Genomic DNA, 12,419 nt, shown 5'->3' on the forward strand with positions numbered 1-12,419 from the left:
CTTATGAGACTGGCATTCATATGTACGGAAAAGCTCCCTTCTCCCGCTGTGAGAGGGGGAGCCATCCAAATTATGATGGACGGAGTATCTCCCTTTTTATCACAGAACCATCAATTAACGATCTACTCCATTACCGATGCTGCGCTGCCAGACAGGGAGACGCGTGGTGATATTAAATATATCCGCTTTCCTAGAGATAGCTACGTTGAAGATGTTGCGGGTTCATTGAGGGAGCACGCCTATGATGTCGTTCATGTATTTAATCGTCCTAAAAACGTCGTTATTTATAAGGAAGCCTCCCCGACTAGCCGTTTTGTCGTCAGCCTGCATAACGAAATGTTTGAGCCCAACAAAATATCCGATATTGACGCCGAGCTTTGCGTGGAATATGTACACAAAATAACGACGGTAAGCAAATATATTAAATCAACGATTACTAGGCGCGTTCCCGCTGCAGAGGATAAAACCGAACCGATTTTCTCCGGAATTGACCCTAATTCTTACCATCCCATTTGGACCTCCCGCGGCTTGCAATTACGCAATCAAATGCGGGAAAGATATGGCGTCCAGAACAAGAAAGTTATTTTGTTTGTTGGACGGCTCAGCGTCAAGAAAGGACCTCACCTGCTCATTCAGGCAATGGACCGTGTCCTTGATGAGCATCCGGATGCGGTCCTTGTTATTGTCGGCGGCAAATGGTTCAGTGATAACACTATTGATGACTATGGACAATGGTTACTGAAGCTGGCTGAGCCTTATCGCAGCAGAGTCATCTTCACCAAATTCGTTCAAGCTGACGAAATCCAAAATTATTTTTCCATGGGCGACGTATTTGTTTGCAGCTCCCAATGGCAGGAACCGCTAGCTCGTGTGCATTATGAAGCGATGGCCGCCGGAATCCCTGTCATTACAACCGATCGTGGCGGCAATGCCGAAGTCGTTCAACATAAGCGCAATGGCTATATTGTTCGAACCTATACCAGCGCAGACTCATTTGCCGATGCCATTAACTATATGCTTACTTATAGGGATGAAGCCAGGACGATGGCATTCAGAGGCAGGGAAATGGTCGAAGGATTTTTCACATTCAAGCATGTTGCAGATCGTTTAAATAAAATTTACATGGACGCTTACAGAAGCGAGCCTACCCCATTATCAAATCTTACTATAACCAAACTTAAAAGCCGATTCACGCGGCCTCTTCGCAAAAAACTCAAGCGCCGCTCTAGCATCAAACGAACTCAGCAAAGGGGCAGGTAACGATTATGCAAACGATAACTGGACTGATGTCCCAATATCCGCTTCAAGTGAAGAGCATTAAGCTCATCTCGGATAAAGGCAAGAAGGCGACCTGGAGCCTTGCGACAAGCGCGGGAACTAAAATTTTGAAGAAGGCGCCCGTCTCCAAGCAACGGCTCCTCTTCCTCCTTCAAGCGATTAGACATTTGCAGAAAAATGGTGCGCCTATCCCTCGCATGGTAGCTACCACGGATGGAAACGATTATGCGGAGGACAGCAGCGGCAGCTGCTACGTCTTATCAGACGCAGCGGAAGGCGTATCGCCCTCCTATGTAACGGGAGATCTCCTTCTCATTATGAAGGAGCTTGGGAAGTTTCATATGGCTTCCCGAGGTTTTCAATCCGCCTATACAACGGATGAAAGGGAGCATCTTGGAAGCTGGGGGCGGGGCTATGCGAAGCATCTCGATCAATTAGAGCGGTTCAAGGGAATGGCTCTCAGCAGTAGCAATAGCAATAGGATTAGCATTAAAAACATGAAAAGCAGTAAGAGAAGTAGAAGCGGTAAGAGCAGCAGCATTAGAAGTAGTAGTAGCAGCGAATTTGAGAGGCTGTTTCTTCTGCATGTGGACAAATTTATTGACCAAGGAAAAGCTGCCCTGCATTTGATTCAAAGCAGCCCATACACCAACTGGGTTAATAAAGTAGCCGTGCAAAAAAACCTTTGCCATCAGGATTTTGCAGCAGCTAACTTGATTAAGACCCGGCAAGGGCTTGCCATTATCGATATGGATTCCTTAACCTTTGACTTGCCTGCAAGAGATATTCGCAAAATATTCAACAAGGTGATGAAGAAGCATGGATGGAGCTCGGCTAAAGCCATATCCATGCTGCGGGCTTATCGTGAGGTTCATCCTCTAAGCGCGGAGGAATGCAGCGTCATCTATGCGGATCTGTTATTCCCTCATCTTTTCTATGGCTTATCCAGCAAATACTTCAATAAGCGGACGGAATGGAATGCTCCCCAAACGATACAGAAGCTAAAATCATTAATTACGTCTGATCGAGAGCGCCAGCAAATGCTTGCATCGTGGGACAGCATTGTCAAACAGTCGTAAGCAATCTTAAGCAGGCTTAGTCAATTTTAGCCTTAAGCACAAAGCTTCTTTCAGGCTTGCTCTGGCGTTTTCAGGCAAGCCTTAGCTTATAACGAGGCCTCTCTCCTGCAACGTCTTCATACTCCTTTCGATATCCCCCTTCAATCGTTTCATTACCTGCAGCTTTCTTTTACTTTAGCGCAAGCGTTACGGTTGTTCAGCCAATATTACCTTAGTCGAAAGTTTAAGCAATGCACAGGCTTCGGTTTCTCGGAGTACGTCCAATTGGTGCGTATTCGCGAGGCCCAACGGCTGCTGCGTGAGACGGACCTCAAAATTATTGAGGTTGCTGCTTGTGTTGGAATAGATCCAGTGGCGAATTTTCACAAGCTGTTCAAAAGTACGAATGGCTGCTCGCCTCTCCAGTACCGAAAGCGCCAGCGGCGCGGCTAATACTCAACTTAACGGATTAAGTGCTGCCCTTAGATTGGAATGAAACTGGCGGCTAATCGCCTCCGCCTCCTCTTAGCAATTGTCCCTACCTTCCAAGTACGCTCTAAGTTCCTTTAGTTTTTCGTATTCTTCCGTCGCATCTCCAAGTACTGTATCGGATAACGACATCCGGTCTGCTTCTTGGACGAAAGTATTTACAATAGCCCGTTCATCCATGGAGAGGGCGATATCGGCACGTAATACATACGCTCTATATCGAAGCGTTGCCGATGCTTCTTCGGCTTTTGGAAGAACAAGATCCAGCACTTTGGCCGCAGCCGCTGGTTCGTCTTTGGCGTACATCAATCGGTATGAGGTTTCGAACGCGCTTGCAAATTTGGAGGTCTCTTCCACGATTAGCCTTGGGGAGGCATGCTTAGTTCCAATCAACAAGCGGTTACCGGCAGGATCGATGATATGGAATCTGCGATCTTCCATCAGGTTGCTCGGTTTAGAAATTCTGGGATATCCCTTGGTGGGGATTTTCCGGTACGCTTTTTTTAAATTTTCGCTGAATTCCTTATACACGGCATCCACGTCAGGAATGTGGACGTAGCACAAGCTATAAGAATTTGCTGGATTCAATTGCTTGAGTACAAAGAAATGCAGTTCCACGATACTGTGGCGGACGCAAGCGTATAGGTTTGGTTTGGCTTGACGATAGGTCACTTCGAAGCCTAGCGCTTGGTAGAAATCCAACTGCTCGTCAATAGATCTGCTGGGTAAAATCGGGATCGCGGTTCCGAAGCGTTTTGTTGACAAGTGATCAACCTCCTGGTTTATAGGACTTATTAACCCAATTACCCCCTTATCGTACAACATTATTGCAAATGCTAATGTTCATTTAGATTTATCCATGTATTATACTGATTTTAGAGAAAAAGCCGTCATGTGGTTTAACTATTAATTGCAGGTTGAAAGAAGGGAATCGAGTTGAAAGGTATTGAGATAGCAAAGAAATTGAAGATAAGCACGAGTGCATTAAGGCATTATGAAGCTTGGGGACTTATTCCTAAAGTCGAGAGAATGTCAAATGGGTATCGCAATTATACAAAGGAACATGAGGCTTATTTTCAATGTATACGTGCGATGTACGCTGGTTTTGGAATGAATGTAATTCGAGAGGTTATGCCACGCATCGTAAATGGGGAAAAACTTGATGCTTTATGGATAATTAACAAGGCACAAGTAAACCTTCATGCAGAAAAGGAAACCGTACAAAGAACAGTTGAGATGCTTGATTTAAAAGAGTGGACAGATTTCCCAAAGTACCGTAATAAAAATTCGTTTACGATTGGAGAGGTAGCTAAAGAAGCGAATGTATCTGCTTCCGCAATTCGGCATTGGGAAAAGGAAGGGTTAATTAGGCCCGAGCGCCAAAAGGAGAGTGGATTCCGTATATATAGCCCTTCTGATATTCGCAAGGTGCTTATCATCCGAACGGTTCAAAGAGTAGCTTACTCCTTGGATATTGTTCGTGAAGTATTGTCAGGTCTTGATAAAAAAAACATTGCTCAAGTTAAGCAAATTGCCCTCGAGTCTCTTCAATACATTGATAATGCATTGGTGGAACAGATGCGCGGTATCGCTTATTTGCATAATCTTCTTGATGTTGTGTCAAATATGAAAGAACAGTAGGTAAAGTCCTTCTAACGTTATCTGTTTCCTGCTCCAAATCAAAATCAAATGAGGCTGCCCGAAGGCAGCCCCAAAATAATGTCATGTTGTAGGAATTGTCATGTAATGAAAGAAAATCCTCACTTTTTTAAAATTCGCAATATAATGACATGATCTATCGCGAAACTGAATGTGTTGTGATACTCATTGTGAATAAAAAACTGCGAAGCATGAATAAATCTTATTAGAATTGAAAACCATTAAAGCATAGTTCTTACTTCTGGAGGTTAACAGCATGAACCAAACGAGCTTTGCCAGTACCCGCTCAGAAACGGATATCCAGCTGATTTCACCCGTATTGGAATCTAATTTAAAATGGCTCGAAACTCATTTTGAATACTGCGAAGACTTGTCCGTTTTTCAGTGGCACTTTGGACCAGAGCTCCAATCCACAGCATTTTCCGTTTATTTCGATTCGTTATTTGAAAATAAAGCATTAAATTATATGAAAGCATCGCTTCAGGACCTTGTCCCCCACGAAGTAGGCCCTGCCATTTCTGTCACTCCTGAAGATGTCATTCGCTTTTTCAGCAACCACGGTGTTTCCTCGCAATCCTCCAAGCTTGTAAACGATCTAATAGAAGCTAGTGATGATATTGTTACAGGGCATCTTGTTATCTTCATTAATGGCTGGAATCAAGCTTTGTCTTACAAAGTTGCTTCACTAACAACCAGGCAAGTAAGCGAACCGAGTGCAGAATCCGTAGTTCATGGTCCACGTGAGAGTACAGTTGAAAATTTGCAAAAGAATATCGGTATGTTAAGGCAGCGGTTAAAAACCCCTAATTTTAAATTAGAAAAGTTCACGCTTGGGGTAGAAACCAAAACTGAAGTCAATATCGCTTATTTGATAAATGCAGTTAACTTGGAAGCCTTAGCTGAGTTAAAAGAGCGAATTTCCAGAATGAAGAAAGTTAATGTTCTTGACACCTCTTTTATTGAAGAGTGGATTGAGGATTCGACTTATTCTCCATTCCCTCAATACCGCTATACAGAACGGCCGGATACCGCTGCTGCAGCTTTGTTGGATGGTAAAATCATCGTGCTCGTCGAGGGCACAGGTTCGATTTTAATATGTCCGGGACTTTTTACAGAAATGTACCAATCCTCGGAAGACTTTTACCAAAGAAGTATGATTGCCTCCCTAATTCGCATAATGAGGATATTTGCATTTTTTATTGCTTTAAGCTTGCCCAGCATATATATTGCTTTAACGACTTTTCATCCAGAATTGATTCCTACCGTCCTTTTACTTGCCCTTATGAATGCGCGTGAGGGCATTCCTTTCCCTGCATTTTATGAAGCCGCAATAATGGAATTCTTCTTTGAACTTCTTCGGGAAGCCGGAGCGCGATTGCCAAGACAGATTGGCTCCACTATAAGTATTGTTGGCGCTCTCGTTATTGGTGAAGCAGCCATATCTGCAGGTATTGCCTCTCCATCGATGGTCGTGGTCGTTTCCTTAACCGGGATTGCTTCTTTTGCCATTCCTCAATATAACATGGCTACTGCTTTAAGAATTATAAAGATTCCGCTCATGATTTTAAGCACATTCCTGGGTGGATTCGGTCTGATGATAGGTTTTCTCTGGATCTTGCTACATTTAACAAGTCTCAGATCCCTTGGGCAGCCGTATCTAGCCCCTCTAGCGCCTCTTCAACCTAAGCAATTACTGGATACACTCATTCGTGCGCCGTTAAAAATTTTACTGCGTTCACCACGCAATAAGTTATTCGGATCTAAAAAATAAAAGGCAATTTTTTTGAGAGAAGGCTCTTTTATGCGAAAAACGGCATTTGCCGCCTGTATGATGGTCTGCGTTCTATTGCTGCCGGGTTGCTGGGACAAGACAGAACTTACGGATCGGTCCTTAATCCTAGGCCTTGCCATCGACAAGGCCGATAAAGGAATGATTGAGCTTACTGTGCAAATATACAAGCCGGGACTTTCCGGCGGTTCACAAGGAAAGCAAAGCGGAGATGTTTCTTATATCAATGTGCAAACTAAGAGTAATACGATGTTTGATGGGATTCGTGATATTATCCTTCAAATTGGACGCAAAGCACAATGGAGCCATTTGCGGACTATCATTGTAGAAGATCAGTTAGTACAACTATATCCTATCGGTGAGGTTTTGGATTTCTTTTACCGGGATCATGAGGCTAGACTTAGTTCTTCGTTTTTTATTTCCCACGGGAAAGCATCACAATATTTAAAAATGAAGCCTTTAATCGAAAAAACAGTAAGTCAACAGTTGTTGCAAGTTACAAAAAAATCCGAGCAGCACAATTACAAAACGACCAACACTTCGTTACTTGATCTTTTCATCGGTCTTCGCAGCCAGACGGGGATTTCGTTAGCTCCTTACATCACTAAAGGCGGAGACAAAGGAGAGCATCTGGTGGCCACCGGAATGGCAGTCTTACAGAAAGGAAAATGGAAGGGAATCGTTTCTCCTCAAGATTCGAAAATGATACATATGTTAAATAATAAGTTCAAGAGTGGAATTATCCGCGTGCCGTGCGAAACTCAAAACGATTCGAGCGATGCAAGCAATAATTCCCTGGAAGTATTATCTTTCCACTCCAAACTAAAACCACAAATTGAAGGTGAAACAGTCAAGCTTCAAGTATACGTTCAAGTGTCAGGAGCTATTGGAGAGATGAGGTGCATGACATTAAAAACTCCGGAAGATGAAAAAAAATTGACTGAAGCCGTGGCTCGGACAGTTGAACAATCTTTAAGAAAAACTTTCAATCGAATGAAAAAAAAGGAATTAGACCTAATTGGTTTAGGAGATCAGATATATCGTAAAGATCCAGCCCTATGGAAACGGTGGAAGAAGAATTGGGGAGAGCGTTTCGCTCATACTCAAATCGACATTAAAGTAAAAGTTGAAATAAAGAATAGCGGAACTGCAATACCAAAACCGCTTTCCATAGACCAGCAGTGAGGGAGCAAGAACGGATGGCTGAAAAAATGATTGTCGTGATTTCGAGTTATTTGTTAATGACGTTCTATAATCTATCCAAAATAAAGAAAATGGTGCTGCGCGACAAGATCGCATATGGTGTGATCGTTTTTGTCTCTATTTATCTTTGTGTTGAGTATGTTGGAGGGTTTGGAATGCCGTTTCTTCATGACATCGCATCATGGCTGTATAAAGATTGGGCTCATCATATTGTTGAATATTTAGACTAAGATTGTTAGAAAAGGAGCAGCATAATCTTTATGAATAAACAAACCATAAGTCAAGATCAATTGATCGTATTGTTTTTTGTTTATTTGACTGGCTCAGTTATTGTAAACCTTCCCGGTCCGTTAATTGGATTCGCCCATAACGGTGTGTGGATATCTCTGCTGCTCTCCGGCACGGTTGCCATGATTCAATTGCTGCTTGTTCTTTACTTGGATAAGGAATATCCCGGAAAATCATTTAGTGAATACAGCCAAGCTGTTTTGGGAACCTGGCCCACCATTGTGATTGTGATCCCGTTTATTTCACTCTTATTTGAAATGAGTACTGATATCGTACATGAAGTAGGTAAATATGTTAACAGTTCTTTAATGAGGCAGACTCCTCAGTACATATTTGATATCTTTATCTTCACCACAGTGGCCATAACAGTACGTGCAGGAATTGAAGTCATGAGTAGAATGTTTACCATTCTCATCTTTATCATGATGCTGTTCATCGTCTTGACTTTGTTTTTTTCTATTCCTAATTATCACACAGAATTTCTTTTTCCTATTCTTCCTGACGGAATAAAACCTGTATTACATGGCGCCTACCTTTCATATGGTTTCACCCATGCAGAACCGGTTTTACTCGCCCTACTCCTGCCTTTTGTTCGTCGGCCGACCCGGAATTTACATAAAAAGCTGGTTATTGTGTTTGGTATCAGCATCATCCTATTGATTGCGGTCGCTATAGCAACCATTCTTGTTTTCGGACCCTTGGCCGGGGAAAGAAAGTATTCAATGGTAGAGGTTGCACGAATAATTGATCTACAACCTATTCAACGGGTCGAATTCATTGTTGGGATAGCTTTAATCGTAGGTTCCTACATGAAGGCTTGCATTATAATTTTCATATTAAATCATTTAGTTGTACGTATATGTAAATTAAAGGATGAGAACGTGTTTATATTACCTTTGACTTTTATCAATATGATAAGTGCTTTTCTTTTACAAAGAAGCGAAGCAAAATTGGCCGAGCACATCACGGTGATTCTTCCAATTTGGAAGTTGACCGGATTTACAATTCCTTTGCTGCTCGTGGTTGCCATACATCTGCTGAAGAAAATGCTTGGCTTACAAAAGACGCCAACCAAATGAGAGGATCAGCATTTCTTGGCAATAGAACCTATATCTCATTAAATTTGAAATGCTTTTTCCAATTCAAGTTGCGGTTTTAATAAAAATTCCCCCTACAGAAGTAGGAGGAAAGCAGCCTCGGCGAATGCCGAGAGGCTATTTAAATAAGCGGAGAATATCTTTATCTTTTGCACGATTCATTTCATCCAGAGTTATCCTAGCCCTACGCCGTTCACGGCTCCGTTCCCCATTGGAGAGTACCTGCGATGTAGCCGGTCGTTTTGCTCCAATCGGCGTAAGCCGTATGGGTCGGGTCGAAGGAGTAATCCCCCGTCTGCGAGTAATTCGACCAATCGGACTTGGACACGCGCAGCTGAATCTCAATGCTGGCTCCCGCAGCCAAGCTTCCGGCTCCGCTCGTAAAGCCGATCTCCAGATAGTGGTCGGCCCCGGTCAGGGGAGTCGCCAGCTTGACGAAGGTGCCCGTTACATTGCTGCTGTCAACATGCGACCAGTCACAGAAAAAGTTCTGAGCGATCTCCCCATCAATCGTGTAATAATATCGCAGCAACACGTCGGACATATTAATGGCGGAAGTGCCGGTGTTCGTCAGCTTGATCCGCGGGTTCAGCGTATTGCTAGTTGCTGTAACGGTGGAATTATACTGCTGCACCTTGATGGCCCCGCTGCCGCTGGAGGTGGTATTTATCACGGATACCGTTAGAGCCGCATTCGCTCCCGCGCTGAAGTTGAACGTCAGCGTCGTTGTTCCCACCGGCTGGGCGGCCAGATAAGCCTTCTGAATCGTCACCGTCGTGCCCGATACAGTGTAGTCCGTACCGGCAACCAGGGTAGCTGTGCCATTCTTAATATTAGCAAGCGTGTTGCCGTTCAACGTCAGCGTCACTGGAATATTCGCCTGTATGGCGGTATTCTTGTCAAAGCTAGCGGTCGTCGGGCTGATGGCCGAGTTGCTAACCGACGAATCACTCACTGCGATGGATAGCGAAGCAGAGGAACCAGCGTTAAACAGAAAAGTGAGATTCGTCGTTCCTACGGCTTGCTGAGCGAGATAGTTTTTTTGCAGAGTGACCGTGCTGCCTGAAACGATGTAGTCCGTGCCCGCAACGAGGGACGCCGTACCGTTCTTAATGCTGGTGAGCGTATTGCCGTTCAGCGTCAGCGTCACCGGGATGTTCGCCTGCATGGCGGTATTTTTGTCAAAGGCAGCGGTCGTTGGACTGATAACCGAGCTGCTGCCGCTTCCCGTTGCGAATGCAGCAACAAACACCAGCCCCGAATTCCAATAGACGGTATGCTCGTTTGTCGTCCACTCTTGGAAGTTATCGTGATAGTTTTTCGCTGCAAATCTCGAAATCTGATTCCCTACCGTCTCATCGTTGGAGTATCTATTCGGTCCTCCGACCAAATACCCCTTCGGCACCCCCGGCAAGCCATCTGTTCTGAACATAATGCTGAATGGATACTTAACGCTGTTATCGCCATACCCCGATACGAAAGATACGCCTACCGGATTCTGGCCAAGGATCCAGCCTAACTGGCTATAAGTAATATCATTAATAATCGCGCGGTTGGTCTCGAAGGTTCCCAGCAATTTGGTGCCAATGATCATTTCCATCGGCGTATCAGCATACTGCATTGTGATTCCCCAATAATAGTTGCCGTCTTTTACGATACTTTTCCAGGCGCTTTCGTTGTATCTGTTCACTTTATCATTGAACCATTGCTGGAATTTGGTCGTATACCAGCTTACGACTCCAGCATTTTTATTAGCAGCCTTCATATAGCTGAAGAAGCCCGTATTCCACGTATTTTCCCAACCGCTGGCGAAATCAAGGGGATGCTCGAAAAACTGTCCCATTTCAGTGTAGTTTGCAACAAAATAATCGTTGTATTTGGCAACGCCGGTCGACCGATACAGGGAGCCTGCAGCCCAAAGACGGTTAGCAGAGTCGTCCGTCACATCGTAAGGCCACCTGCCTGTGTTAGGCGTTTTGATCAGCTCCGGATGCGCCTCCAAATACCCCCATGCTGCTACTGCCGCATCTAAACATTGCTGAGCAAAAGTCGGATCGATATTTTGATAAATCAGATAGGCATGTGCCAATGCGCCAGCCGCAGTAGCCGTGTCCGAGGTCGTTTTGATATTTGTCCGTGGACTTACCGTATCTTTATCAATAATTTCTCGGTTCAGTAAATTGTCATCGTCTTGATAAGTTACACGCGCATAAAAACCGCCGCTTGCTGCATCCTGCATTTTGAGCATCCATTCCAGCTCCCACCGTGCCTCATCCAAAATATCAGGAATGCCGTTTCCGCTCTCCGGAATATTAAATTGGCTGTCGGTAAATTTCTCCGGCATGATTTCATAGGCCCAGAACAGATCGGACAATGCTTTGGCTCCGGCGTTTACATACTTGCCTTTATCGCCCGCATCATACCAGCCCTTGGAAACATCTTTCTTGATGGAAGGGTTGGACATTAAAGGGACCGCAGTGTCTGGCGTAAAGTCCGTTCTCTGATAATTTTGAGTGTACGGGCTGGTAATATTAATGCCTGTCCGCTGGTAATAAAAATATCTGGATACGTCAACTAGAAACGGCCCATAAATATCATTCGGATTGCCAATTGAGAATTCGGGAGAATTCTGAAGTCCCTGCAGCGCCACATAATATTTTCCCGGTACCGTTAAATGGGTAAAGTCGGCCGTGAAAATTCGCTCTCCACTGTCTATAGCATCATAGTTTTCGGTGAGTACAAGCGTTCCGGAGTAGGCAGTGGAATGATTGCCCGCGTTAATAACGCTAAATGGAGTCCCCTCATCGACCGTGAGAACATCCTCAAACCCTGTCACAAGCGCCTGCTTTACGCCATTTACAGGATACCCCACTTGATTGACCTTAATAGGTGCATACTCTTTCTCCTTATCGGGAGACGTAACCCTAATATCATTGAGCCACACCTTTAAAGGTTGAAAACCATTGTTCTTGATAGATAACGTATCTATCGAAGAAGGGTCAATTCCTTGCGAGACCTGGATGAGATCCTTTAACGGTATCTTCACATGGGTCCAGTTCGTCGTAATGCTGGCATAGCTGCTAATGTTTACTGTAGTGGTAATTTCTTCGCCAGCAGCCCTTTCGAATACTCTGTCTTTAAAGCCAAGGAGGAAGGACTCTCCGCCTGCATTCCCCTTGATATTGAACTCAAGAAAACCGTTTGCATAATAAGGCGTAAAATTATACGCTTTCCAACCGGCAACCGCGACCAGCGCGTTGAACCAGGACGGACTGGTGGGCGTCTTCGTATTTAATAATAAGGAAGGCAATCCATTGTACGTAACTGTCCAATCAATCGGCAGCTTGCTATTTTCCGTTTCCAAGCCGAATCCGCTATCTCCTGCCCAGCCGTCCGTTGTATTGCTGAATATTTGGTAATCCAGCAAGTTTCTCCACCCTGCAGGCGCTTCGGGGGTAGCGGCGTTCGTCTCGATTGGATTGGAAAATAAGATGGTAACGAACATCGTAAACGCAAGGATTAAACTGACTTTTTTCCTCATTAACTCTCCTCCTTTAA

The 12,419-nt window shown here is 44.4% G+C and carries 10 protein-coding genes; 8 read left to right on the forward strand and 2 right to left on the reverse strand.

Going from position 1 to position 12,419, the window contains the following annotated elements; genetic code table 11:
• The first annotated feature begins 3 nt into the window (after positions 1-3).
• The 3 genes from AC6B99_RS05930 to AC6B99_RS05940 all read left to right on the forward strand — a co-directional run bounded on the left by AC6B99_RS05930 (position 4) and on the right by AC6B99_RS05940 (position 2,789).
• Positions 4-1,260 (forward strand): glycosyltransferase family 4 protein, encoded by a 1,257-nt coding sequence (locus tag AC6B99_RS05930; protein WP_063892530.1) that lies wholly within the window; start codon positions 4-6, stop codon positions 1,258-1,260.
• Between the two features lie 5 nt (positions 1,261-1,265).
• Positions 1,266-2,357 (forward strand): YutH/CotS family kinase-like spore coat protein, encoded by a 1,092-nt coding sequence (locus tag AC6B99_RS05935; protein ID WP_056033336.1) that lies wholly within the window; start codon positions 1,266-1,268, stop codon positions 2,355-2,357.
• Positions 2,358-2,549: 192 nt separating this feature from the next.
• Positions 2,550-2,789 (forward strand): helix-turn-helix domain-containing protein, encoded by a 240-nt coding sequence (locus tag AC6B99_RS05940; protein ID WP_162241887.1) that lies wholly within the window; start codon positions 2,550-2,552, stop codon positions 2,787-2,789.
• 72 nt (positions 2,790-2,861) lie between these two features.
• Here AC6B99_RS05940 and AC6B99_RS05945 read toward each other — a convergent pair whose 3' ends face one another.
• Positions 2,862-3,590, reverse strand: coding sequence for a DUF8817 family protein (locus AC6B99_RS05945; protein WP_494862742.1), 729 nt, complete (start codon positions 3,588-3,590; stop codon positions 2,862-2,864).
• Positions 3,591-3,761: 171 nt separating this feature from the next.
• Between AC6B99_RS05945 and AC6B99_RS05950 the strand changes: the two genes are divergently transcribed.
• The 5 genes from AC6B99_RS05950 to AC6B99_RS05970 all read left to right on the forward strand — a co-directional run bounded on the left by AC6B99_RS05950 (position 3,762) and on the right by AC6B99_RS05970 (position 8,843).
• Positions 3,762-4,466 (forward strand): MerR family transcriptional regulator, encoded by a 705-nt coding sequence (locus AC6B99_RS05950; protein ID WP_494882124.1) that lies wholly within the window; start codon positions 3,762-3,764, stop codon positions 4,464-4,466.
• Between the two features lie 274 nt (positions 4,467-4,740).
• Positions 4,741-6,255 (forward strand): spore germination protein, encoded by a 1,515-nt coding sequence (locus tag AC6B99_RS05955; protein ID WP_496662987.1) that lies wholly within the window; start codon positions 4,741-4,743, stop codon positions 6,253-6,255.
• 30 nt (positions 6,256-6,285) lie between these two features.
• Complete coding sequence (locus AC6B99_RS05960) at positions 6,286-7,458, forward strand: Ger(x)C family spore germination protein (RefSeq protein ID WP_496662988.1); 1,173 nt, start codon at positions 6,286-6,288, stop codon at positions 7,456-7,458.
• Between the two features lie 14 nt (positions 7,459-7,472).
• On the forward strand, positions 7,473-7,706 hold the full coding sequence (locus tag AC6B99_RS05965; protein ID WP_496662989.1) for a hypothetical protein: 234 nt from the start codon (positions 7,473-7,475) through the stop codon (positions 7,704-7,706).
• Between the two features lie 30 nt (positions 7,707-7,736).
• Positions 7,737-8,843 (forward strand): GerAB/ArcD/ProY family transporter, encoded by a 1,107-nt coding sequence (locus AC6B99_RS05970; RefSeq protein WP_496662990.1) that lies wholly within the window; start codon positions 7,737-7,739, stop codon positions 8,841-8,843.
• Between the two features lie 211 nt (positions 8,844-9,054).
• Here the strand turns inward: AC6B99_RS05970 and AC6B99_RS05975 are convergent, their stop codons facing one another.
• Positions 9,055-12,402 carry a glycoside hydrolase family 9 protein gene (locus tag AC6B99_RS05975; protein WP_496662991.1) on the reverse strand — a complete coding sequence of 1,116 codons (3,348 nt, stop codon included), beginning with the start codon at positions 12,400-12,402 and terminating at the stop codon, positions 9,055-9,057.
• Between the last annotated feature and the right edge of the window lie 17 nt (positions 12,403-12,419).

The organism is Paenibacillus liaoningensis (assembly GCF_059609455.1).

Coding starts and splice junctions, on each gene's coding strand:
- AC6B99_RS05935 (WP_056033336.1), top strand. CDS start 1,266: ATGCAAACGATAACTGGACTGATGTCCCAATATCCGCTTCAAGTGAAG.
- AC6B99_RS05960 (WP_496662988.1), top strand. CDS start 6,286: ATGCGAAAAACGGCATTTGCCGCCTGTATGATGGTCTGCGTTCTATTG.
- AC6B99_RS05955 (WP_496662987.1), top strand. CDS start 4,741: ATGAACCAAACGAGCTTTGCCAGTACCCGCTCAGAAACGGATATCCAG.
- AC6B99_RS05975 (WP_496662991.1), bottom strand. CDS start 12,402: ATGAGGAAAAAAGTCAGTTTAATCCTTGCGTTTACGATGTTCGTTACC.
- AC6B99_RS05965 (WP_496662989.1), top strand. CDS start 7,473: ATGGCTGAAAAAATGATTGTCGTGATTTCGAGTTATTTGTTAATGACG.
- AC6B99_RS05930 (WP_063892530.1), top strand. CDS start 4: ATGAGACTGGCATTCATATGTACGGAAAAGCTCCCTTCTCCCGCTGTG.
- AC6B99_RS05970 (WP_496662990.1), top strand. CDS start 7,737: ATGAATAAACAAACCATAAGTCAAGATCAATTGATCGTATTGTTTTTT.